This window comes from Terriglobus aquaticus (assembly GCF_025685415.1).
Classification (GTDB): domain Bacteria; phylum Acidobacteriota; class Terriglobia; order Terriglobales; family Acidobacteriaceae; genus Terriglobus; species Terriglobus aquaticus.
Genome location: NZ_JAGSYB010000001.1, coordinates 2,082,938 through 2,106,478 on the forward strand (window position 1 = coordinate 2,082,938; position 23,541 = coordinate 2,106,478).

General features: G+C 62.5%; 20 protein-coding genes. 7 read left to right on the forward strand and 13 right to left on the reverse strand.

Annotated elements, in window-relative coordinates; genetic code table 11:
• Positions 1–107: 107 nt before the first annotated feature.
• On the reverse strand, positions 108–629 hold the full coding sequence (locus OHL12_RS08715) for an SgcJ/EcaC family oxidoreductase (protein ID WP_263413436.1): 522 nt from the start codon (positions 627–629) through the stop codon (positions 108–110).
• Positions 630–928: 299 nt separating this feature from the next.
• Positions 929–1,534: a DUF4892 domain-containing protein gene (locus OHL12_RS08720; protein WP_263413437.1), complete on the reverse strand. Its 606-nt coding sequence runs from the start codon at positions 1,532–1,534 to the stop codon at positions 929–931.
• Between the two features lie 444 nt (positions 1,535–1,978).
• On the opposite strand from OHL12_RS08720, the gene OHL12_RS08725 reads away from it, so the two are divergent.
• A complete protein-coding gene (locus tag OHL12_RS08725; RefSeq protein WP_263413438.1) occupies positions 1,979–3,352 on the forward strand; it encodes a hypothetical protein in 1,374 nt (457 codons plus the stop codon).
• On the opposite strand, the gene OHL12_RS08730 is transcribed toward OHL12_RS08725, so the two are convergent.
• Genes OHL12_RS08730 through OHL12_RS08745 form a run of 4 tightly spaced genes read right to left on the reverse strand, consistent with a single transcriptional unit; the run spans position 3,345 to position 7,764 of the window.
• On the reverse strand, positions 3,345–4,232 hold the full coding sequence (locus OHL12_RS08730; RefSeq protein WP_263413439.1) for a hypothetical protein: 888 nt from the start codon (positions 4,230–4,232) through the stop codon (positions 3,345–3,347). The two genes, OHL12_RS08725 and OHL12_RS08730, sit on opposite strands and share 8 nt — an antisense overlap.
• 19 nt (positions 4,233–4,251) lie before the next feature.
• Positions 4,252–6,189 (reverse strand): glutamine--fructose-6-phosphate transaminase (isomerizing), encoded by a 1,938-nt coding sequence (glmS, locus tag OHL12_RS08735; protein WP_263413440.1) that lies wholly within the window; start codon positions 6,187–6,189, stop codon positions 4,252–4,254.
• Between the two features lie 57 nt (positions 6,190–6,246).
• Positions 6,247–6,927 carry a hypothetical protein gene (locus tag OHL12_RS08740; protein ID WP_263413441.1) on the reverse strand — a complete coding sequence of 227 codons (681 nt, stop codon included), beginning with the start codon at positions 6,925–6,927 and terminating at the stop codon, positions 6,247–6,249.
• A gap of 12 nt (positions 6,928–6,939) precedes the next feature.
• Positions 6,940–7,764: a hypothetical protein gene (locus tag OHL12_RS08745; RefSeq protein WP_263413442.1), complete on the reverse strand. Its 825-nt coding sequence runs from the start codon at positions 7,762–7,764 to the stop codon at positions 6,940–6,942.
• Positions 7,765–8,093: 329 nt separating this feature from the next.
• Here OHL12_RS08745 and OHL12_RS08750 point away from each other — a divergent pair, with 329 nt between their 5' ends.
• Positions 8,094–8,420, forward strand: a complete 327-nt coding sequence (locus OHL12_RS08750) for a hypothetical protein (protein ID WP_263413443.1) — start codon at positions 8,094–8,096, stop codon at positions 8,418–8,420.
• Positions 8,421–8,497: 77 nt separating this feature from the next.
• Here OHL12_RS08750 and egtD read toward each other — a convergent pair whose 3' ends face one another.
• Both egtD and egtB read right to left on the reverse strand, forming a co-directional pair.
• Positions 8,498–9,538, reverse strand: coding sequence for an L-histidine N(alpha)-methyltransferase (egtD, locus tag OHL12_RS08755; RefSeq protein WP_263413444.1), 1,041 nt, complete (start codon positions 9,536–9,538; stop codon positions 8,498–8,500).
• A gap of 152 nt (positions 9,539–9,690) precedes the next feature.
• Positions 9,691–11,076 (reverse strand): ergothioneine biosynthesis protein EgtB, encoded by a 1,386-nt coding sequence (gene egtB, locus OHL12_RS08760; RefSeq protein WP_263413445.1) that lies wholly within the window; start codon positions 11,074–11,076, stop codon positions 9,691–9,693.
• 428 nt (positions 11,077–11,504) lie between these two features.
• Here egtB and OHL12_RS08765 point away from each other — a divergent pair, with 428 nt between their 5' ends.
• From OHL12_RS08765 to OHL12_RS08780, 4 genes are all read left to right on the forward strand, one after another.
• Entirely contained in the window at positions 11,505–12,272 is a 768-nt protein-coding gene (locus OHL12_RS08765) for a ComF family protein (RefSeq protein WP_263413446.1), read from the forward strand.
• A gap of 59 nt (positions 12,273–12,331) precedes the next feature.
• The gene (locus tag OHL12_RS08770; protein WP_263413447.1) at positions 12,332–12,964 is read left to right on the forward strand and encodes an HNH endonuclease; all 633 of its coding nucleotides are present in this window, start codon (positions 12,332–12,334) and stop codon (positions 12,962–12,964) included.
• 260 nt (positions 12,965–13,224) lie between these two features.
• Entirely contained in the window at positions 13,225–13,404 is a 180-nt protein-coding gene (locus OHL12_RS08775) for a hypothetical protein (RefSeq protein ID WP_263413448.1), read from the forward strand.
• An 85-nt stretch (positions 13,405–13,489) separates the two neighbouring features.
• Positions 13,490–14,506: a hypothetical protein gene (locus tag OHL12_RS08780; RefSeq protein ID WP_263413449.1), complete on the forward strand. Its 1,017-nt coding sequence runs from the start codon at positions 13,490–13,492 to the stop codon at positions 14,504–14,506.
• 392 nt (positions 14,507–14,898) lie between these two features.
• On the opposite strand, the gene OHL12_RS08785 is transcribed toward OHL12_RS08780, so the two are convergent.
• Entirely contained in the window at positions 14,899–16,791 is a 1,893-nt protein-coding gene (locus tag OHL12_RS08785) for a 30S ribosomal protein S1 (RefSeq protein ID WP_263413450.1), read from the reverse strand.
• A 344-nt stretch (positions 16,792–17,135) separates the two neighbouring features.
• On the opposite strand from OHL12_RS08785, the gene OHL12_RS08790 reads away from it, so the two are divergent.
• The gene (locus OHL12_RS08790; protein WP_263413451.1) at positions 17,136–17,711 is read left to right on the forward strand and encodes an HIT family protein; all 576 of its coding nucleotides are present in this window, start codon (positions 17,136–17,138) and stop codon (positions 17,709–17,711) included.
• Positions 17,712–18,210: 499 nt separating this feature from the next.
• Here the strand turns inward: OHL12_RS08790 and OHL12_RS08795 are convergent, their stop codons facing one another.
• From OHL12_RS08795 to OHL12_RS08810, 4 genes are read right to left on the reverse strand one after another with little or no spacing between them, the layout of a single operon-like run.
• Positions 18,211–20,346, reverse strand: a complete 2,136-nt coding sequence (locus tag OHL12_RS08795; protein WP_263413452.1) for a DUF4097 family beta strand repeat-containing protein — start codon at positions 20,344–20,346, stop codon at positions 18,211–18,213.
• A gap of 2 nt (positions 20,347–20,348) precedes the next feature.
• Positions 20,349–21,764 carry a hypothetical protein gene (locus OHL12_RS08800; RefSeq protein WP_263413453.1) on the reverse strand — a complete coding sequence of 472 codons (1,416 nt, stop codon included), beginning with the start codon at positions 21,762–21,764 and terminating at the stop codon, positions 20,349–20,351.
• Positions 21,761–22,627: an anti-sigma factor gene (locus tag OHL12_RS08805; RefSeq protein WP_263413454.1), complete on the reverse strand. Its 867-nt coding sequence runs from the start codon at positions 22,625–22,627 to the stop codon at positions 21,761–21,763. The genes OHL12_RS08800 and OHL12_RS08805 overlap by 4 nt, the downstream gene beginning before the upstream one ends.
• The gene (locus OHL12_RS08810; protein ID WP_263413455.1) at positions 22,624–23,514 is read right to left on the reverse strand and encodes an RNA polymerase sigma factor; all 891 of its coding nucleotides are present in this window, start codon (positions 23,512–23,514) and stop codon (positions 22,624–22,626) included. Before OHL12_RS08810 ends, OHL12_RS08805 begins: the two co-directional genes overlap by 4 nt.
• Between the last annotated feature and the right edge of the window lie 27 nt (positions 23,515–23,541).

Sequence of the window (23,541 nt, forward strand, 5' to 3'; positions counted from 1 at the left end):
TACGGAGCCTTCGAAGCCCGTCCTTCTTCGCTGGATTGAAGGACGGGTTTCGGAACTGATCTGAGCCATGCGCAAAGGTTGAGTGCTGCGAGGCCGTGGTGCGGCACTTAATTGGCTGCGGGTGGGCCGCCGGCCGCGGCGGGGTTGACGGTGACGTTGTGGAAGCTGTCGATCTGCCACGTGCTGTTGTTCCTGGACAGGACGAGCTGGAGCTTTACGTGGACTGAGCCGTCGGGAAAGAGTGGCGTGCCGGGCGGCGTGGAACTCATCTTGGAGAGGACGCCGTCGACGTCGGCGATGGCGACGTCGGGCCGGACGAACTTCAGGTGGCCGAGTGTGAACTCGTTGTGGCTGCCTTTGTAGATTGTGGCGAAGATGCGCTGGTGTTGCGCTTCGAAGGGTGCGCGGCCGTAGGTTTGCATGCCGATGATGTTGGTGAAGCTGCCGTCTTCGGCGAAGGTCGAGGCGAAGGCGTGGGCGTCGCCGCGATTCCAGGCGTCGGCAAGGTTCTGGATGATGGTTAGGATGGCCGCTCGGTTCGCGTCCTGCTGCGCGGTGGCGGCGGCTGGAGCGGCGATGGGAAGAAGTGCGGCGAGGAACAGCAAGGACGAGCGAAGCGCGACGTACATGGAGCTTCTCCTGGGTGTGGCGGAATAGTATCAGGTCCCAGATCTGCTGCCAGCGCTTTGGCTACCCCCTCCCGTGAGTTTTGCAAGTTCTTCATTCGAGGTGGGTTGGCTTTAGGATGCCCTGTAAGTTCCTCTTTCCCGGGAACTTAGGCGTAAGTTATTCTTCTCTCGCGAATTAGCTGTTCTTAACTTCTGTTGGTTTCCTCTATCTCTATTGTAGAGATTGGAAGCGATATCCATGCCAACTATAAGTTGTTGCTGTGGCTTAGCTTAGGTCTGAGAGGGGCTTGACAGCATTGCTATTGTGCGGGGGCTGGCGGTCTTGCAGCGGGCATGTGGCCGCCTACGTCTATCAGGAGCAGGCCGGAGTATTTGCCCGGGGCGAGGGCGGCGACGACCATCAGGTACTCGTTGCCGCGCTGGAAGACGCCGTAGCGAACGTCTTCGGTGACGGCGGCCATGGTGTCGATGGTGAGATTGCTGTAGGGCGAGGCGGTGGCGTCGATGAGCGGCTGGGCCAGCTCCATGACGAACTGGTAGCCGCCGCAGCCTTTGCCGATGCAGGTGTAAACCGCCGTGTAGTGGGCGGCGACGAGCTGGTCGCGCGTGCGGTTGAAGGCGGCGAAGGTGGAGGTGGAGGGTGGGCCGGAGAAGGCCACCTTGTCCACGGCGCCGGTTGCGGTGACGGTCTTCTGGAAGTGGTCCTGCACGTTGGAGTTGTAGGGGCCGAGCGGCACCTTGAACTCGTCGGAGTCGGTGTGGGAGGCGGCGACGATGATGCTGTTCGCGGGCCGCGGCGCCACGGGCCAGTCCACGCTGCCGGGGTAGTCACTGGTGGGCATTTGCGCCGAGACAGGAAGCGCTATCACCAGGGTGGCGAGCAGAAGGCGGACAGAGGCTTGCATGCGCACCAGTCTAGTGCAGATGCCTCCCACGAGGGATCAGCTAAACTCTTTCCCCCTTGAGCGGCCGGAGCTTAATCGTTGGTTGCGGCGATCGCGATGTTCGCGCGAGACCCACCTCGCAAAGAACGCGCTGTATGAAACACCTGTGCGATTAGGCGGAGGTAGGGTCTACCGATCATCCGCTGTGCACAAGCGGATGTAGCGCGTAAGCTCCTTAAGCGGACCTTCTGATAGGTTGATTGTGAGCTTTTCCGCGTCAGTAGGCCGACTCATAAAACCTAAGAAGACATGAAGCCCTCACAGAGACTCCAACTCCGACGCAAGTTCAGCGAGTTACTCCTAAGCAGCATCTCCAACCTACCAGCGTTCCAAGGAGGGTGGATATCACATCTCCAAAGCATCAGAACGTCACAGATCTCCGACCAGCAAGACCTCACAAGAGCATTGTCAGACGAGGATGCTCCGCAGCTTGAGCTCACGGATCTCTTTCTCACTGAAGTGTTCTTTGTTGAGCACTTCGCAGACCTTCAAAAGCAGATGCGCCGGCTGTTCCCGCTAGATCCTTACAAGTTGGCGTCTAGTCATGATCCGCTAGAAGAATCGGACTCGATGAACGCTGGTCGTTGGTCATTTGTCGGCAGTCTACTTGGCGAAAATAAATTTTTTCCCCTTCAAAGCGCAATAGTTAGTGATATGCCCAACGAAGTAGAACGAGTCGACATCGAGCTGTATAAGCTGATCCCTTCTGCGTGGGTACTCGTTTTTCGCGCAAGACTTAAGCCAGCGGCATCAGAGGCTTTGAACAATATTCTAAGAAGGCCTCCGCTCGGTTGGGTGACTCTTGCCACTTGGTTCCCTTTCGGAAGATTTGCCTGGGCCCATGGTGGAACGTCGTCTGAAAACGCAGCAAAGGATCTTGTTCGACAGGAACTCAGCTCAATAAAGCGCAAGGTTTCGATCTTCGTTGGTCACCATTTCACTGGATTCTTCTGGAAATCCGGCAGAGATACTCTGCCCGTAATCGAGCAGTTATGGGTTAAGCAAGAGGCGCGGGAATTTGGAGCGACAGACTCTGCGAAGCAGGTTCGGCTTTGGCCACGCATAGTCTTCCCGGACAGCGGCCATTGGGACCGGTATGTGTATAAGAATTGGGAGGTCATCCCGAGGACTCACACCTCAGATGCAAGACTTACGAAATACAGCATCGAGGCAAACGAGGACGATCTCTACTCAATCGATCAACATTGCGGGGCTTCGCTCTCCGCTAGTTATGCAATTTTAGAAGTCGTTCTGAGCTTAAGGCGCCGGCTCGAGAGTATACGCAGCCCGATCTATTCCCTATATCGCAAGCGGCAAAACGCAAAGCATCTTGCGAAGACCCTGGCTCTCCATCGGGATGCCCTCACATCCGCGTATGATCTTCAGCGATTGGCGCTTGAGAAGAAGCAAATTCGATCAAGGACTTGGTTATTTGACATTAATCTGTTCTGCTCGTCAGAACCGAATCACCGATCCGAAGCCCTGGGCAAAAGGCTAGAACTTATTGCCGACTCCTTGCTTTTGGAGAGCCGTGATTACGCAGATTTGCTACTAAAACGGAATGAAACCGAAGCTGCCAACCGCAATCTTCAAATAATGCTATCGCTTCAGAGACGAACATACGCGGTCACTGTGCTCGCACTCACAATCAGCCTTTGTGCCCTGATCGGCTCTAAGGGAATACGCAAAGCAGTCAATCTGGCGAAGGACAGATTGAGTTCCGCACACACGCTAAAGAGCGCGCCACTCGCGCAAGACCTCGTGCGAAGATTCAGATGATTGTTATTTGAGCGGGGGCGGTTTCGCTCAAAAGCGAGCTAATTAGCTGAAGACCGCGTGATGGTGGCGCGCTCTCTAACGCTATAGAGAATGAACAATCGAGAAAGCTAGCTCCGGATGCAATATTCCCGCCTTGATAGATGATCTCACTTCGAATGAAACTCAGCTCGTACAGACTGAAACCTTGCGCATCCGCTTTAGCAAAGGCGACATCTCCCAGATTCGCTTGGCAATCACGATAAACAAGCCTGACACGCGTCAACATGCTTCCCATGCCCAATGTAAGGTGACCGTCTCTAACGCCCAACGGCATCGGTATAGGAGAGAGGGGCACCTTCGCTACCTGCTTGCTGGAGCAAGGCGGAAGACCATCACGAGTTTCGGAAAACTTGGCGGTGGTGACTAATGAAACAGTTTGCCAATACGCGGCATCTTGCTTGGTGCGTTCGTCGCTTCGAGCCAAAGAGAGGCTGACTGTATTAACGACGGCCCTGGGCATTGAGGTGCGTGTTTTTGCCGCTAGACGGAAGAGCGTCTGTGTTTCCTGAATGGTGACTGCTGTAGGTCGCGCGTCAGCCTTTGCATACGCACGGTCCAAGAGTTTGACGAGCTCCTCTTGGATGGTCCGCCTGACATTTTCTATGTCTCCGCGCTGCTTGACTTCTTCTTCTTTGATATTGGCTATATCGCTGCGCATTGTCGCAAGGTCCCCAGCAACGTAGTACCTAACTCCTCCGAACAGCGCGGCGGGAATTCCGAGGATTAGTACTACGAATCCAATACGCTTGCCCCAGACGTCAAGCCAAGCTGGACCTTGCTGGTTGGCACCTGTCCGCTGATTCACGACTTGACCACTGTAGGAAGCCTTCTTGCGTGCCATTCCCGCACCCTAACACGTGCTACTCGACGGTGACGCTCTTCGCGAGGTTGCGAGGTTGGTCTACGTCGCAGCCTCGGCGGACGGCGATGTGGTAGGCGAGGAGTTGGAGGGGGACGACTTCGAGGATGGGGAGGAGGAGGTCGGGGGCGGCGGGGATATGGAGGGTGTGTTCGACGAGGCCCTCGATTTCGTGGTCGCCTTCGGTGGCGATGGCGATGACGCGGCCGGAGCGGGCGGTGACTTCCTGGATGTTGGAGAGAGTCTTTTCGTACTTGAGGACGGAGGTTGGGTCTGCCGGGTCCTTGGTGGCGATGCAGACGACGGGGAGGTGCTCGTCGATGAGGGCGTTGGGGCCGTGCTTCATTTCGCCGGCGGGGTAGCCCTCGGCGTGGATGTAGCTGATCTCTTTGAGTTTGAGGGCGCCTTCGAGGGCGATGGGGTAGTGGATGCCGCGGCCGAGGAAGAGGAAGTCGCTGGCCGGGGAGAACTGCCTGGCGAGGTCGTGGCAGCGGTCGTCGAGGACGCGGAGGATCTCTTCGAGCTTGGCGGGGATTTTGGCGAGTTCGTCGACGTAGTGGCGGGACTGGTCGGGCGTGACGGTGCCGCGCTGCTGGCCGAGGTAGAGCGCCAGGGTGAAGAGCGCGGTGAGCTGGGCGGTGAAGGCCTTGGTGGAGGCGACACCGATCTCTGGCCCGGCGTTGGTGGTGATGACGCCCTGTGCCTTGCGGGTGATGGCGGAGCCGACGACGTTGCAGATGGCGAGGGTGGGTGTGCCCTTGGAGATCATCTCGGACTGGGCGGCGATGGTGTCTGCGGTTTCGCCGGACTGGGTGATGAGCAGGCCGAGGGAGCCGGGGATGGGGTCGCGGTAGCGGTACTCGGAGGCGTAGTCGACGTCGACGGGGAGGCGGGCGAGCCGCTCGATCATGAACTTGCCGGCGAGGCCGGCGTGCCAGGAGGTGCCGCAGGCGGCGATGGTCATGGTCGCGGCGTTGCGGAGGTCTTCGGTTGAGAGCTTGAGGTCGGGGAGGAAGACGTCGCCGGAGTCGAGCGAGACGCGGCCGAGGGTGGTGTCGCGGACGGCGCGTGGCTGCTCGTTGATCTCCTTGAGCATGAAGTGCTTGTAGCCGGCTTTTTCGGCCTGGATCGGGTCCCAGGTGATGCGCTGGGGCGGGCGGGAGAGTTCGTTGCCTTCGAAGTCGGTGAAGCGGGCGCCCTGTGGGGTAAGGATGGCGCAGTCGCCGTCGTGGAGGAAGACGATGTCGCGGGTGTGGTGGAGGATGCCGGGGACGTCGGAGGCGACGAAGTATTCGCCGTCGCCGATTCCGATGACGGCGGGCGGGCCGGAGCGGGCGGCGACGAGCTTGTTGGGCTCGTGCGCGGAGAGGACGCCGATGGCGAAGGCGCCGGTGAGGCGCTTGACGGCGCGGCGGACGGCTTCTTCGAGGGGGAGGCTGTCGGCCGCGGTGGAGACGATGGCTTCGGATTCGTTGGCGGCGACGGGGCTGCCCTGGTGCTTCCCTGCTGCCTGGTTCAGCTCGTCTTCGATGAGGTGGGCGATGATTTCGGTGTCGGTTTCGGAGAGGAAGTGGTGGCCGCGGGCGATGAGCTGCTGCTTGAGCGCGAGGTAGTTTTCGACGATGCCGTTGTGCACGACGACTAGGGTGCCGGAGCCGTCGCGGTGCGGATGGGCGTTCTCCTCAGTGGGGCGGCCGTGGGTGGCCCAGCGGGTGTGGCCGATGCCGTAGGTGCCCTCGAGCGGGCGGTCGCGTAGGACGGCCTCGAGATTGCTGAGCTTGCCGGGGGCGCGGCGAACGTCGAGGTGGGTGGGGTCGGCGGGGTTGCCGGCGACGGCGATGCCGGCGGAGTCGTAGCCGCGATATTCGAGGCGGCGCAGGCCTTCAACGATGAGGGGGACGACTGACTTAGGACCGATGTATCCGACGATGCCGCACATTTGTGCAGTGTAGATGGAGATGAGGGCGGCTGAGGTGTGGAATCTACGGCGGAGGGGCTACAACTTTTTGGTCCGCACCTTGCCAGTCGCCAGGTCGATTTGCACTAGGTCGCCGGTGTCGCGCCTGAAGTCGAGAGTCCGGTTGTCGGAGGATAGAGACCATGTGCCTCCGGAGTACCACTGGGGAGAGAAGTCCATCTGGAGCTCGGGCCGCGTTGGCGGTGGAATGATCTCGTGCAGAGGGATGTTTCGAACCAGCACACCGGCGTTTGGACCATCGTATTTGCCGGGTGCCTCAACAACTTTCTCGCAACACCGATAGATCTGCACCGCAGCTCCGGAGGCAGGCAAGTTGTTGCCGATGAGGACCAGGAACTGAGCATCACTTGTGACGAACAGGTGCTCACAGGCGGGAATATAGCCGTCCGCCTGGCGCTTGAAGCTGATCGTCCAAGTTGAGTACGGCTCCAACGTGGAATCAGGCCAATACTGTGTCCGGCCTTTGACTCTTAGTGATTGATTCCATTCCTTCAGTGGAGTCGTAACTCGATACGTCGAGCTGAGTACCTTGCGAATGTGGGACGGGTCCGGATCGTCATAGGTCAGGTCGCGCGTGACGAGTACGTGGCCGTCACCGGAGAGTGCGCTGCCCACGCAGGACGGCATTGCCCCTGCGCGAGCAGTCATCGAGCCGTAGAACAACGTGAAAAGTGCAAAGGCGATGCCGACAGTGCGCACGAGATTTCCCTTTCACTGCTTTGGACTGACGCCCTCGCCTTTCGGTGGGGCCGCCGGGGCGTAGGCCGTGGGTGTGTCGGGGTCTGCGGGGTTCAGGCGGTGTTTGGGCGGAAGGGGGCCGGTGAAGCCGACGGGGACCTGAAGCTGCTCGCGGGGGCTGCCGTCGCCGAAGCGGCGATGGAGGAACGGGATCTTATGGCCGTCGAGGATTTCGGCGGCGAAGTGTGAGGCAGGGCGGGTGGCGAAGCCGGTGAGGGCGTTGGTGGTGCCGCGCTGGATGGTGAAGCGGGGATCCTGATTGGGGTACCAGAAGGCGTAGGCGACGAGCGAGCCGGAGAAGCCGCTGAGGATGCCGGTGGGCGAGGCGGTGCGGTGGCCGTCGGCACCGTGGCGGGCGGAGAAGTCGGCGAGGGCGGCGTTCCAGATTTTCTGGCGCAGGGTGCAGCCGTGGCAGATGAGGTAGCGATTGTCCTCGTGCAGGAGGGCGCCAAAGGTGTAGCGGGTGCCCTGGTTGATGACGCGCTGGCCATAGGCCGCGCCGAAGCGCTTGCCGAAGCCGGCGGCATCGTTGTCCCAGTAGATGAGGTCAGGACGCTCTTTGTACTGGCGGTAAATCGCACTGATGACGGTTCCGCCGATGGCGGCGGGGGAGATGAGGCCTGCGCCGAAGGAGTGGAGGCGTTCGCCTTCGGTCTGTGAGCGGTAGTGGCGGCCGTTGACCAGAGGCAGAGGATTGGCTTGGTCGGTAGATGCAGCGGCGGAAGGTGCGTCCGGCAGGGCTTGAGAGGCGGCAGGCAGCGTGCAAAGGAGCAGCAGGAGTGGCAGAGAAGATCGCAACGGGGTCTCCGTGTCGGAAATTGGCAGTCCGTTCATAGACGCGTGAAGGGGTCGGCAAGGTTCAACCGGATGTGGCAGGAGCGGGCGCGAGCATGGGCAGAGTGCGGAGTCAGGCGTCAGCCTGACCCTGCGTGATGCTGGGAGGCACTGAGCGTGCTGATGCATAACATGCAAGAAAGCCAATGTATACACATGCATATCGCGCATAGTTATGCATGTTTGCTGTTTTTGGGCGCATTCACGCTAGATTCACTGGACAGGTGAGGGTAAGTTCCGGGAAACTAAAAGTAAGTCGAGCCAAACGTACTTCCTCGACATTGGATATTTGTATGCTTCACAAGAAGATAGTGACTTCGATCCAGGAGCGTTCTACCGAGCGGGCCGGTTTGCAATTGGTGCCGAAAGGTCACACGGCTGCGGCACCTGCCACCAAGGCCTGGCCTGAGCTATTGAGCATTTCGGCGCGGCGTTGTTCAGCCTTTTTTGCCGAGGCCGCGGTTCTGGTGCTGGTGTTCGGCGTTCTGGACTTTTTTATGCAGCACGGCCGCATTGAAGGCGGATGGGTGCTGGGTGCATTTGCCATTTCGGTGGCGTTGCTGATGGCGAGCGTTGGGACGGAGTTTTCTGCGCGGCGCTGGCTTGGAGCGCAGCCCTAGCGTTGCTCACCTGGAAGATGAAGAGGCCGAGTGATCTCGGCCTCTTTCTGTTTGTGGGTTTCCTGGATTGAGGGGCGCTACGCGGCTACGGTGGCCAGAGTTACCGCGAAGTAGTTTTGTGGGTCGGTGTAAGTGTGAGTTACCGCGAAACCACCTTCCCGGAGTAAGTGGCGGATGCTATCCGGAGTGAACTTGTAACTGTTCTCCGTGTGAATGCTCTCGCCGGCCTGGAAGGGGATGCTGAGATTGAGGCTGGGGATAGAGACCTGTTGCGTTCGGGTGCTCCGGAGGTGCATCTCGATGCGCGAAGCTTCGCGGTTGTAGCGGGCGACGTGACGGAAGGTGCTGAGGTCGAAGCCCGCGCCGAGTTCGCGATTGAGGCGGCGAAGCATGTTGAGGTTGAAGGCCTCGGTGACGCGATCGGCGTCGCAGTAAGCGGCTTCGAGGATTGCCGTGTCTTTGACCAGGTCGGTGCCGAGCAGAAGGGTGTCGCCGGGACGGAGCTGGGCGCGGAGGTTCCGGAGGATGGCCACGGCCTCGTCGTGGCCGAAGTTGCCGATGGACGAGCCGATGTACAGCGCCAGGGTGGGGCCGTCGTGCAGGGCGATGGCGAGGTCGTCGGTGACGTAATTGGCAACCTGGGGCTGCAGGTTGACCTGGGGCAGGGTCTCCGTGAGGGTGAGGCAGGCCTCGGCGATGGCGGACTCCGAGACGTCGATGGGCAGGTACTCGGTTTCGCCTTGGGCGCGAACGGCAGCGGCGAGCAGGATGCCCGTCTTGGTGGCGGTGCCGGCGCCGAGTTCGAGCAGGCGCAGCCGACCAGCGCCGTCCGGGGTGGGCTGGCCGTCGCCGGTCGCCTGATGCCAGGACTGGAAGGCGGCAGCGATGATGCGGTCGGCCTCGGCCTGGAAAATGGCGCGCTCTGTGCGGGTGAGGTAGTACTCCGGCAGAAGGGTGATCTGTTCGAAGAGGCGGGAGCCCTCGGCGTCGTAGAAGAGCCACGCTGGCAGGGACTTGCGGGGTGCCGTGAGGCCTTCGCGAACGGCGGCGGCGATGGCGGAGTTGGCGGGTGCGAGTGCGGTGGCCGGCGTCTCTGGAGGGGCGGAGAAGGTGCTCATTAAGGGTGTTTCCTGGTTACGAATTGGTGCGCAGAGGTGGGTATAAGGCGCGTGAGCTATGTAACGTCGGCCAAAGAGCAGGTCCTTCGCTGCGCCCGGATGACACCTTTCGACCTTGCGGACGGCGCCGTTGCCCGGGGTGATCCAGCGGATTAGAAAGCTCGGGCGAGGCGGATGCCGCTGAACTGCCAGCGGGTGGCGGGCGAAAAGAAGTTGCGATAAGTGGCGCGGGCGTGGGTTTGTGGCGTGACGCAGGAGGCGCCGCGGAGAATGACCTGGCTGGACATGAACTTGCCGTTGTATTCGCCGAGGGCGCCAGGCAGGGGTTTGTAGCCGGGGTAACCGATGTAGGGGGTGGCGGTCCACTGCCAGCAGGGGCCGAGGAGTTGCGAGAGGGATTCGGTCGTGGCGGGAGTGGGATGGAGGGTGTTGGATTCGAGGAGGTTGGGCGTGTCCTGCTGAGCGGGGAAGAACGAGGATGGTTCGCTGAGCTCAGGATGGCTCTGCCGCTGTAACTCGTTGGCTTGATGGACGGTGGCGTGCTCCCATTCGGCTTCGGTGGGGAGTCGACAACCACGCCAGCGGGCGAAGGCGTCGGCTTCGAAGAGGCTGACGTGACAGACGGGCGTGTCGAGCAGCTCCGCGAGGTTGCGCCAGCCGCCGAGGGTGAAGACGCGCCAGCCGTGCGGGTCGTCGTGCGACCGCTGCCAGTAGAGCGGGGCCTGCCAGGCTTCGTGCTCGACGGTGTCCCAGCCTTCGGAGAGCCAGAGTTCGGGGCGGCTGTAGCCGTTGTCGTTGAGGAAGGCGAGGTATTCGCCGCAGGTAGTGAGCCGGTTGGCGATGGCGTAGGGCTGCAGGTAGACCTGGTGCCGCGGCGTCTCGTTGTCGAAGCAGAAGTCGAGCGGGTCCGCGGAGTTGAGCGGGTAGCCGATGTCGACGAGACCGCCTTCGAGGTCAATCCACTGCTGCGCGGGCGCCTGCCCGTCGAAGGCATCGGGCGATTGCGCGCGGAAGGCGGGCTGCAGCGGGTTGGTGAAGAAGGCGTGCTTGATGTCGGTGAGCGCGAGTTCAAGGTGCTGCTGCTCGTGATTGAGGCCGAGCGTGATGCGACGGAGGACGCTGTCGAGGTCGGCGGCCGGGAGGTCGGGGTTAGCGAGCAGGCTGGCGATGGCGGCGTCGACGTGGGCGCGGTAGGCGAGGATTTGGTCGAGCGACGGGCGCGAGAAGGAGGCGCGCAGCTTCTTTTCGGGGATCTCTTCGCCCAGGGACTTGTAATAACTGTTGAACAGCCAGTGGAAGTCGGGGTGGAAGGGCCGGTAGGCGGGCGCGAACGGAGAGAGGACGAAGGTTTCAAAGAACCAACTGGTGTGCGCCTGGTGCCACTTGACCGGGCTCGCCTCCGGGCAGGACTGGACCATCTGGTCCTCTGCCGAGAGCGTGGCGCAGAGGCTGGAGGTGGCGGCACGGACGGTTCGGTAGTGCTGCGCGAGTTGCAGTGCGGCGGCGGAAAGGCTCGGTGCGGCAGGCGTGGTTGCCATGGAAGGGTCTCTGGATAGAACGGGATGGGATGTGGCTTTGGATGCACCGGGAGGACGCCTGGACCTCTTTTTTGAGGCAGCAGACTCCGGCAGCAGAACTGGGACCAGCATGATGCAAGGGTAAGGGCGGTGTCGAGAGGCAGGCGCGTAGCCGTAAAGCGATGCGGAACATCTGACATCTTCCCAAGAAGAAGCTGTGGGATTAGACTGCAGGCACCGGAACCAGTGCAGCCCGATCGCCGGACCCGGACAAAGGCCGAGTGAGGTGCGTCTTCCCTAAGACGTTTGACCGGCAACTCGAATGGCGAACAACGCCGCCCGCCGCGGCAGAGCGGGCGCGCCCGGATGCGCCGGTGGCTGGAAGCGCGGCTTCCCTTTCACAACGGATTCAACTGGCATGGAGAGGGGCGGCGGGAGCGCTTGCCAGCGTGCTGGCACCTGGAGAGTGCCAGGTGTGCGGTGGCGGCTTGCTGGACCTGTCCCGGGTAGCCGTGTGCGAGAGATGCCTGGAGAGCGTGCGACCGGAGACTCTGCCGTGCTGCCATCTGTGCGGCGAACGGTGTGCCGTGGAGGAGATTGCTGGGGCGGGGTTTGGTCGTGCAGCCGACTTGCGGTGTGAGGCCTGCAGCGCCGAGGCGCCGGGATTTGCGCGGGCGTTCGCGTTTGGGCCTTATAGCGGAAACCTGCGCGCGCTGATCCGGCTGCATAAGTTCGAGGGGACGCAGGAACTGGCGGTTCCACTGGGTGCCCGGCTGGCCACGGTGTTGCGGAGCGTTGCCGCGGAGACTGAGGCTCCGGTACTGCATGTTGTTGCTGTGCCGCTGTTTGGATCGCGGCGGCGCTACAACCAGAGCGAACAGATGGCCGACGCGGCACTGCGGGAGCTACGGCGGAGCGGCGAGGCGGGGCGGTTTCTTGCAGCGCACCGAGTCCTGCGGCGCGTGCGCGCGACGGAAAGCCAGAGCCATCTGACCCCGGCACAGCGGAAGAAGAATGTTCGCGGCGCGTTTGCCGTACGTGGCGACGTGATCGGATGGACCGCCGTGGTGGTGGACGACGTGTACACCACCGGTGCTACCGCAGCGGAGTGCACGCGGACGTTGCGGGAGGCGGGCGCCGCCAATGTTTACGTGGTGACGCTGGCTCGAACGCAGCCGGAACGAGTGGAGCGTTGGGGCGCGTTGGACTTGGGTTAGCTGAGGGCTGAGCCACGCGGTGGCGGGCTACGAGTAGAGGACCGAGGAGGTAGGGGACGATGATGTCGAGCAAAGTGCGCAAGCAGAAGTCGCTGGCAAAGTGCCACGCCCTGCACGCGGGAAGCGCACGGGATGAGCTGGGGCGGGAACGGCAGCGGGGAGCGACGCCGCTGCAGACGCCTGTGTTGGTACTGAATGCGTCGTATGAGCCGATCAATATATGTGGAGCTCGGCGGGCGCTGGTGCTGGTGCTCAAAGGCATTGCCCGCACTGAAGAGGAACAGGGCTCGACGTTGCATGCCGCGCGAGTGAAGATGGCGCTGCCGTCGGTGATCCGATTGCTGGAATACCGGCGGATTCCGCACCAGACGCGGGCTCTGTCGCGCAAGAATATTCTGTTGCGCGACCGCAATACGTGCCAGTACTGTGGGGCGATACTAAGCGCCAGCGAGATGACGCTGGATCACGTGCTGCCGCGATCGAAGGGTGGGCTGTCCACCTGGGAGAACCTAGTGGCGTGCTGCCACGACTGCAACCGGCGCAAGGGAAACCAGTTGCTGCACGAGCTGACGGACATGCAGTTGCAGAGAGAGCCCCGTCCGTTCACGCTGCACACATCGCGGCACATCATGCGTATGCTGGGATCGGCGGATGCGAACTGGAGGAAATACCTGTATTTCGAGGCGGAGTAAAGGGCTGCTGTGATGTCGATAAACGACGGTTCGACGTCATAAAGCGATACACAGATTGCTAGAGTTTGATTATTGACTTAGGAAGGTGGGTGACTGATAAGTTAGAGTAAGTGAGGCTGGCAAGCCTAATTACATCAGTAACTTCCATCACTGTACAAGTTTGCAACACTTATAACTTGCTCGACACAGTGCTGTCTCCAAACTAAGGTGGTTCTTGTCAGGCGGATAACACAACCGCCAAGCAAACAAGGAGACTACCCATGAAGACCCTGCGCACCGTTGCTATCGCCCTCGCCCTCACCGCCGCCGCCACTGTTGCTTCGCTTCCCTCAGTGAACGCTGGCGACACGACCGCCAAAGGCAAGGTAATGCAGGCTTCTGCTCCTGTTCCGACGTGCCCCCCGGGAGACCCGAACGCTTGCGGTATGTTCAGCCGCTAAGCTCCGCTCTTCCTCTCGAGATTTAGGTTAGAGTTTCCTTTCTGACACGGGCTTGAGTATGCTCCTTCTAGGAGGAGCCTCGCCCGTGTTCAGTGTCCAGTGGAACTCGCCACTCGGGTCGCTCGATCTGCTCCTCGGCGTTATCACGTTTGCTCTTCTAATCCGTTCGCGATCCCTGAAATCCTACTGGCCGCTTCTGTACATTGTGCTGTGGCAGATCCTGCCATTCCTTACGTTTCAGTGGTTGCACGATTCGAAGCCCTTCCCTGCCGTCATCTGCTACGACATCTACTTCTATTGCTACTGGTCATCGTTCGCCTGCGCTGCAGCTTGTTCCGTGCTGCTAACGTACACGATCTTCCAGGAGGCGCTGAAGCCATTGAAAGGGCTGCAGAGTCTTGGCCAAGTGATGTATCGATGGGTCCTTGGAATCTCCTTCCTCGTGATCGTGAGCAGTGCTTTAGGATCGACGGCCAGCAGCGATCTGCCGATGATCCGCGTCGTGAGCGAGTTGATGCGGCTGAGCGGCCTGTTGGTGATGTGCCTCCTCATCTTCGTGGGTTTCACGATCAGACCGCTCGGGCTCAGCCTTCGAAGCCGGACGTTTGGGGTGAGTGTTGGAATGGCGGCAGCGATGGTCGCTTACATGCTGCTGACCGGCCCGCTGTTTGTGAAGCGGTACCTGTACGCTTCCGGTAATACGCTGATGACGGCGGCTGGCTTGATCTCCCAGTTGATTTGGATCTGGTACTTCGCCGTGCCGGAGCCGCAACGCAAGTTCCTGCTGCTGCCGACGACCTCACCGTTTCACCAGTGGAACCTGGTTTCGGAGCGGATGGGGTATGACCCGGGATATGTTGCGATTGGCGGGATTGCTCCTGACGCGCTGAGTGGATCGGAGCGCGAGGTGTTTGAGCGGATCGCCGCGCAGGACACCGGAAGATTGCCGCGACTGCAAGAAGTCGGCGGGGAGAGTCCGATCCCGGCGGGTTGGAGTTCCGCGACGGCCGAGGCGACCGAGCGGTTCAGCCGGGCCTGGGATTTCCGGTACGTCGAAGAAGAGGCGATCAAAAAGGAAAAGCGGGATCAGGCGCATTCCTAGTTCGTTGTTGCTCGGAATCCGACTTCAGAGAAATGCCAAACAGTGCGAGAGAGATCGTGTGTCAGTGCAGGCCGACAAGCCTGCACTCAAAGCCGCATTGCACACGAGATCGTTTCCGCTTGACCTGAGGATTGCCAATTGGAACGCTCGTTTTGCAAGTCTCCTGAGCAAATGATCCTTTACTGAGGAAGCAGCAGTCCAATCTGCGTGCCGGCTCGCCGTAGCTGGTCGGTGAGGCGGAAACAACTAAGCTCAGGTTGGCCGAACTTACAATTCAAGCCACGCTAAGCATGGCTCAGTGGACCAAGCACCCAAGATAGAGACAAGAAGAACGGCCGCTCCGAAGAGCGGCCTTTCGAGCGTTACGAGTAAGTGGAAGTAAGTGCTTCGACTTACCGCTCCGAGCGCTTCCAGTTAATGAGATCGCCCAGGGTGGTCGAGGAAGAGGAGTTCGAGGAAGAGTTGCGGTCGCTCGAGGGCTGCTTGTAGCTCTCGACCTCTTCGCGGCTGGCTTCTTCGCCGATACCACGAAGGCTGAGACCGACCTTCTTCTCTTCGGGGCTCATCTTCACGATCTTGAACTCGTGCTCAGAGCCAACCTCGAGGTTGACCTGCTTGCCGAACTCGTCGACCGCTTCGGACACGTGGCAGAGACCCTCAACACCCTCGGCGAGTTCGACAAAGGCGCCAAACTGCGCGGTACGGAGCACCTTGCCCTTGACGACGTCGCCGGTGCGGTGCTGCGCGAAGAAGGTGTCCCAGACATCGGGCTCGAGCTGCTTGACGCCGAGCGACAGGCGACGGTTCTCCGGCTCGACGCCGAGAACGACAGCGCGAACCTTTTCGCCCTTCTTCAGGACTTCCGACGGGTGCTTGACGCGCTTGGTCCAGCTCAGGTTCGAGACGTGGACGAGGCCGTCGATGCCGTCTTCGATCTCGATGAAGGCGCCGAAGTCGGTCAGGTTGCGAACGCGACCCTCAACGGTTGCGCCGATGGGGTACTTGTTCTCAAGCTGCTCCCAGGGGTTGTCCTGGAGCTGCTTCATGCCGAGCGAGATGCGGCGGTCGTTCGGGTTCACCGCGAGGATGATGGTGTCGACCTCGTCGCCGGGCTTGACCATCTTCGACGGGTGCTTCATCCGCTTGGACCAGGTCATCTCCGAGACGTGGACGAGACCTTCGATGCCCTGCTCGAGCTCAACGAACGCGCCGTAATCGGTGACGGAGAGAACGCGGCCCTTGACCTGGGCGCCGATGGGGTAACGCTCGATGGCGTCGAGCCACGGGTCAGGCGTGAGCTGTTTGAAGCCGAGCGAAACGCGCTGCTTATCCTTGTCGAACTTGAGAACCTTGACCTGGATCTCATCGCCGACCTGGACGAGGTCGCGCGGGTGGGTCAGACGACCCCAGCTCATGTCGGTGATGTGGAGCAGGCCGTCGAGGCCGCCGAGGTCGACGAACGCGCCGTAGTCGGTCAGGTTCTTGACGGTGCCGGTGAGGATGGTTCCCTCTTCCAGCGTCTCGAGCGTGACGGACTTGCGGGCGTTCTGCTCTTCCTCAAGGATTTCCTTGCGGGAGACGACGACGTTGCCGCGCTTCTTGTTCAGCTTGATGACGCGGACGTCGAGCGGCTGGCCAAGGTAAGTGTCGAGGTTGCGGACCGGACGGATCTCGACCTGCGAGCCCGGCAGGAACGCCTTGACGCCGATGTCGACGGTGAGGCCGCCCTTGACGCGGGAGAGGACGGTGCCGGTGACCGGGGTCTTCTCGATGGCAGCCTTCTCAAGCTGGTCCCACAGGCGGTGGCGCTGCGCCTTTTCGTAGGAGACGAGATAGCCGCCTTCGGACTCCTCGCGCTCCACAACGACTTCGACGGCATCGCCCACGGCAAGCTTGGGCTCGCCAGTGTGGTCGACAACCTGCTCTTTGGGGATCAGGCCTTCGCTCTTCAGACCGATGTCGACCACCACGTGCTTGTCGGTGATCTTGATCACGGTACCGGTGACGACCTTGTCCTCTTCCATGGCGGAAGCGGCGGCAGCCTTGTCTTCGGCCTGCTCGCGGTCAAACGACTCGAGGGCGGCAGCGAAGTCAGCGGCGTCATAGTCGATGTCGTCGGGACCAGCGTTGATCGAGTCCACAGCGGTCGGCTCTGGCGTGACGAGGTGGTTTGCGCCCACGGGGGCGTTGTCCACGGCGTCCGTCACGGGGCCATTGGCTTCGGCGACGTGGGCCGTGTGGTCGGTGTTTTCCGCGTGATTTTCTGCGGTTTCAGAGGTCGGCATGGTTTCCAGATCGGTGCTCAGGGGTTTGCTCTCAGGTAAAAGTGTTGGATCGTAGTCGGGATGGGGAGAGAGACGGCAGGAATCCCACGAAAGTTGCAGGCGACGCAACGGCGTGACCTTCCGGCCACGGTTGCTTCGTATGCGAGATGTGAGGTGTCGCTGGCGGTCTCGTCGCGCCCAAGCTCAAACTTAGTATAGCGCTGTGAAAAACTTGGGGTCAATGCGAGGGGGGTGCGAGGAAAGCGGTTGCTGGCGACACCTTGTGCCAACCTGCGGATCTGGGCTGGCGGGGGTCGGGGCAGGACGGCTGCGCCAGGCGCCGGGCTGCCGCATACTGAAGGCACATGGATCAACTTTGGACTCCCTGGCGGTACGCCTACACAACGGGACAGGGCACCTCGGCGCGGAAGGGCGTACCGGCGGAGCTGACGGATTTTCCGGATGACCACGGGTCGGTGTTTCTGAACCTGATCGGGGCCGTGCAGTGGGCAGAACGGAGCGGCAGGATGAGTCGGGTCGCGGCCGAGCGCGCCGGAAATGTGCTGCTGCAGGCCGAGTGGAACTTTGTCTGCCTGAATGCATTTCCCTACACCAGCGGACACCTGATGGTGGTGCCGTACGAGCGGGTGGCGTCACTGGCTGCGTTGCCGGCGGAAGCAGCAGCCGAAATGATGAGCCTGGCGCGGCGGATGGAGACCGCTCTGCGGTCGGTCTACCGGCCGGATGGAATCAACCTGGGGATGAACCTGGGAGAGGCGGCCGGAGCGGGCGTGGCGGATCACCTGCACCTACATATGTTGCCGCGGTGGGTTGGGGATACGAACTTCATGACGGTGGTCGGCGAAACGCGTGTGCTTCCGGAGGTGTTGGCCGATACCTGGGCCAGGCTGCGGAAGGCGCTGGGAGAAGCTGTGGAGTAGCGACAAGACGGATCGCTGGAGTGCCCGAGGTTCGCCCGGGTTGCTTGTGTGATGAACAGTTTGTTGACTGGCGTACAACTTTGGTACTCCGGTGAGCATCTTTCTTGGTAACAAGAGAGGGCATCCCATGACCTGGAAGCCGCTTTCCCCGTCCAATCGACTCCTTCCGTTCCGGAACGCCTGTGGCAGTTCAAACCGGACCAACCTGTTAGACAGACTGCAAAACTTCAATCAACTGCAAAGCCGGCCCAAGGTGGCAGAGGTGCCTCCTACCGCAACGGGCTCGGTCGAAGAGCAGGATGCAGTACTGAGCGGGATGACTCGCTCGCTGCACCGCCGTCTAAGCGCGCTGAACCTGCCGACAATGAACTCCGTGACTGGACAACGCCGCGTCGCTTGATTGCCATCCGTATGTAGGGATTGATCTCTGTTCCTCCCCCAGACCACGAAAGCCGCTCCCATCGGGAGCGGCTTTTGCATTTGGGGTTGAGTTTGACCGTTATTGCGGTGGTGTCTGCGGAGCGGGTGTGGACTGCCGACGTGCTCGTTCGGCCTCCTGCCGCGCCCTCGCTCCTTCCCGCTGCGCCTCCTCCCTGGCGCGTTCGGCCTCACGCTGTGCCTGCTGGCGCTCCTGCTCGGCCTCCTTGCGGGCCTGTGCTGCGTCGCGAAGGGCCTCCTGGCGTGTGCGGTCGGCTTCGGCGCGAGCCTGTTCGGCCTGACGCTGGCCCTCCGCGCGGGCCTGCGCGGCTTCCTTCAGAGCGTCAGCACGAGCCTGTGCGGCTTCCTTCAGGGCTTCGTCCTTTGCGCGGCTAGCTTCCTTTTGCGCGTCGGCGATCTCCTTCTGCGCGTCCTTCAGGCTCTGGCGAGCGTCGGGCGGCAGATTTGCGAGGGCAGACATGGGCGGAACCGGCGGCACTGGCGAGACCGGCGCCATGGGCGCCATCGGAACCTGGCCGTTGCGCTCCAGCGCGATGTTGCCGTGCGTCGTCATGAGGTGAATTGCCGGTCCACCCGAGCCGACCGCGGCGGAAAGAGTGCCACGGCGCGAAGAGTTCGCAGAGGTGTTTGTCGTCGTCCCGCTGTTGGGGAAGTTGTTCTCCACGGTGCCGTCGCTGGTCTCGGCGGCAAGGGTGAAGTGGGCGGAAGCGGGTAGCGACAGGGTGACGTCGCCATCGCGATTGTCCACGTTGATGGCACCGACCGGGGCAACGGCCGTGATGTCGACGCTGCCGCTGCTGTTGGTCACCTGCAGGTCGCCGGTGACTCGATCCAACGTGATGTTGCGGCTGCGAGTGTGAACGGCGAGAGGGCCGCTGGCTCCGCGGGCGGTGAACTCATCGTCGGAGTCGAAGGAGACCTCGCCGTCGACGCGTTGCGCGGCGAAGTTGATGCGGCCGGCGTTGTAGGTGACGGGGCCGGAGACGTGCTGCAGGTGACCGCTCCCGAAGAACTGCCCATTGACGTTGACGGTGCCGTTGATGTCGTTGAGGTTGACCTCGTCGCCGCTGCCGGAGAGTTGAATGGCGCCCTGAACGCTATGGATCTGCACGGAGCCATGGCGAGCGTTGCAGCGGACCTGCACGTCGCCTGTGATTGCCGCCACGTCGACATCGCCGCGGTTGGCGTTGATGGCGACCGGAGCGTGGAAGCTGTGTACGGCGGCGTCGCCGTGGTTGGAGTTGAGAACGATGTGGACGCCGCGCGGCACAGTCAGGCTGAGTGCGGCGGAGCTGTGGTCGGAACTGGCGATGCGAAGGACCAGCTCCGAGTCAGTGCCGGTGAACTGGGGCGTGAGATCGGACAGCATGCTGGCCGCCCGGTCGTCGGTGTTGGCGAAAACTTCCTTGTGCTCAGACAGGTGAATCAGGCCGTCATCGCTGGTGCCGTCGACGGTGACGTCGCCGTGGTCGTTGTGGATCTCAAGCGTGCCGTTGGCGGCGATGCTGTGGGTGACGGCCGCGGCGTCTTCTTCATGCTTGGAGCCGAAGATCTGGTTCAGGGTTTCGCCCGTGAAGCCCAGGGTCCAGTTGTCGCCGACGCGGTGCAAGCCGCCCTGGGCAGCGAGGCCGAAGAGCGAGATCAGGATCAGCAGCCATACCGTGCTGCCACCGACGGCGAAGCGCATGGGAACCCCGCGATTCCTGGTCGTCGCGCGGGCGATGCCCCACTCCACCAGCCGGAGAACGCCGGCAGCGATGAGGACCAGAGGCCACCAGCGCGCAAACCAGCTCAGCAGGAGAGACAAGGCGATGTGCCCGCTGTAGACCATGAGTGCGACGACAGCGATGCCGATGAGCAGCAGCGGCCCGATGATCGACTGGGCACGGTTGCTGCGGCGGTAGGCGCGAAGCTGGGCGCGCTGTGCCTCAGTAGCCAAGCGGGCCTGCTGCTTGGCGGCGCGGACCTGCTGGCGGGACGCTTCGCGCTGGTACTGCGTCCACGCCTTGGCCTGTTCGCGCTGGGCGCGGGCCTGGTCTTTCTGTGCCTGCGCCCAGGCACGCTCCTGCTCGCGGCGGACGCGGGGATCCGTCGAGAAGGGCTGGGTGTAGGGCTGGTTACGCGGGTCGCCGGGCGGGAAGGGACCGGTGGGACCGCCGGGGTTCGAGGGCGGTGGAGTGTTGGGAGGGGTCGACATGGCTAGCGAACCTCCTCTTCGTTGCTGGCGGACGAGGTGGACTCGGACCTGGTGCTATAGGAGGCCGAAGGAGCGGCGGCTGCAGGCACAGGGCCATAGCCGTCACGGAACGCGGGCGGCTCAAGCAGCATGCGGTTGTAGAGAGCCCGGTCGGCAATCTGGAGCAGGCCGAAGAGAATCAGCAGGTACGGCCAGAGATAGTTCCAGGAGGTCACGCCCGCTCCTGCAATGGTTTGCAGGACGCCGACCACAAGCACGGTGAGACCGAAACGGGCCTGGTGAAGCAGGCTCCACTGATATGCCGCGGTGCCCGGCTGGTACAGCTTGCGCGTGACCGAGGTCTGCGTGACAAGAAGAATCGTGCCGAAGACGAAGCAGCTTGCCGCGCCGAAGATGTAGCCGCGCCAGTAGAAGTTGTGAGCCAGCGAGCCGGCCAGAGCGACGATGCCCAGGCCGATGAGCCAGATGGCACCAACCGGAATGCCGGAAGCCGCGGCAGCCGGAGGCATGGGCGGAATGGCCGCAGGATCGTACGGAGCGTACGTGGCCTGATAGCCAACGGGCGCGCCGGTCGCATCCGCAGTGGCCTGACGGCGAACCGCCTCGGGGTAATCGGGGTGCCATGGTGGCGGCATGGTGACACCCGGGAAGGTCGCAGGCGGGACATACGCACCGGGAGCCGCGGCGTAGGGTGCTGCGGTGTACGCGGGGCCGTCGGTGACGGGTGCAGCGGCGGGCGCTGCAGGGTCGACCACGGGGCCGGCGTAGGGATTCGAGGTGCGTGCCGGGTCAGCCGCAGAGGCGCTGCCGGGGGCGGGGCGAGCCATGAAGTCGCCCCAGTTTGGGTTGGACGGCACGCCGAACCGCTCGCCGATGTTGTTGAGGCCGAAGGGATCGGGCGCGACCAGGCCGTCGCGGCGGGCGCGGGCGGTTTGGTACGCGTCGAAGACCATGTAGAAGATCCAGCCCGCGACGAACAGACCGAAGATGTCCAGGTGTTCGGCGATCTTGGTCAGCACGGCGAAGATGATGATGTGCGCAACACCCTTGGCGAACTGGCCGTTGTACATGGCGCCAACGCCGGGGATGAAGCCCAGCAGGGCGGCCAGACCGGGGTTAGGACTGCCGGGTGGCGGCGGCACAGGGATCGGGCCGGGCGCACCGTAGCCGGGCGGCGGAGGGGCGTATCCCGGAGGCGGCGGCGGTACGTAGCCGGGAGCGGCGTAGGGATCGGCGCCTTGGTTGGCGGATGTGTAGCCGCTGCCCGGTGCGGTGTAGTTGCCTTCCTGGTGATACGAGCCAGCAGGCTGGCCGGCGGAGTAGCCGGGCGCGCTGGAGGAGGTGCTATCGCCGGAGTTACCGGTGTAGGCGCCCGGGGTGCCGGCTTCGTTGAAGTTGGAATCGTAATTGCCGTTCATACGCGAGCTCCTTCTCCGCGATTGCCGGCTGCGGACGCCGCTGGAAGCAGGGACTGAACAGGAAGGAGCATGGCCGAGGGCCGAAGCGGTTCACGGGGCTCTGGTTGAGGACGGGGCGCGTGGAGGCGAGAGTGCGACTTGTTGCCGGCACCTGGATCGGGCTGCGGATCCTGCTTCGCCGGGGCTGGAGCGGGCTTGCCGGCGTTGCGATCGTCATCGGCCTGCCGCATCTCGTTGACGCGGGATTCGAGCTCGTAGACGATGCGGAGATTGTCGTAGTAGCGGACTACGCGCGCCTTGCCGGCCCAGAAGCTGTGATTGATGCTGGTTGGCGAAAGGCTGCTGAAGCGGAAGTCGCGCGGCGAGATGCCGAGCAGGTTCATGGTGAGCGCGATGGAGAAGAACGCCATGGCGGCTGTCATGGCAAAGCGCGGCTGCATGGCTGCGTGCACGATGCGCTGGTGCCACTTACGGCGTTCCGGCTGCCGGAACGGGAGCACGGTTGCCAGGTGGCCGGCGGGGTAGTCGTTGCGCGGAAGCCCGACGAGGATGGTTTCGCCGCGGCGAATGGGAAGGGCGACCTCTGGATTGCCGGAGGTTTGCGCCAGGATGCGGGTGAGCAGAAGCGAGGACGGCTCGGGCGGGTCGGACTTGAGGTCCTCAAGAAAGCTGAGGCCTTCGAGTGCGTCCGCGTAGACGCGGGAGCAACCGGGGCAGCCGGCCAGGTGGAGATCGAACTGGGTCTGATCGTCGGGCAGGAGGGCGCCGTCGATGGCGTCCTGGATCATGCGCTCGCACTGCGCGCAGGTGAGCCTGCTGCTGGGAACGCGGGCGGTCGCGGGATGGAGCATGTCGTCGTTCATTGGGCGGCACCTCCAGTGGCAGCGGAGCGGGTGACGCCTTCGCGCTGCAGAATACGGGCGAGCTCGGCACGGCCGCGGCTGATACGGCTTTTCACTGTACCCTCCGGAACGCGCAGAACCTGGGCGATCTCTTTGTAATCCAGATCTTCCAGATCGCGGAGGATGACCGCCTCGCGAAGTTCGGGCGAGATCTGCTTGAGCGCGACCTGGATGCGTGCACGCATCTGGCGGCGGGCAACGGTTTCGAACTGGTCGACGCGGTTGTCGGCGAGCTGGTCGGCGCGGGTGGGGCCGTCGCCCTCGTCGCCCAGGCTGACGTCGAGCGAGTCGGTGGCGCGGTCCTGGCGGGTGCGGCGGAAGTGGTCGACCAGCAGGTTGCGGGTGAGCGTGACGATCCAGGTCTGGAAGGCGCCCTTGGACGGGTCAAAGCTCGACAGCGAGCGATAGAGCTTGATGAAGACGTCCTGGGTCAGGTCTTCGGCGTCGGTCTGGGAGCCGGTGAAGCGATAGCAGATGCCGTAGATGCGGCGGTGCTGCAGGCGCACCAATTGCTGCCAGGCACCGGCATCGCCTGAGATGCAGGCCAGGGCGAGTTCCCGAAGCTGTTCCTGCTCCGCGGCGCGAGCAGGGTCCAGTGAGGCAGCGGATTTCGCAGGGTGGGACGCGACACGGTCGGGCTCACCGGAGGTGGGGTCTTGCACAAAGCTCACGACGGACTCGGCTTGGGATTTTTCGAGTGTAACGCGGTGCGGAACCGGTGGGCCGCCGGACGGAGCCGGAGCTGGCCGAGCGGGACGCCTGGAGGGCTGCGATGGCACCGCCGGGGTCGCGGGCCAGAGCGTCGGCACGGGGGCGAACGGTGGAAGCGAGATGGGCAGGGTAGCCATGGAAGTGATATACGCAGGCCGCAGGCC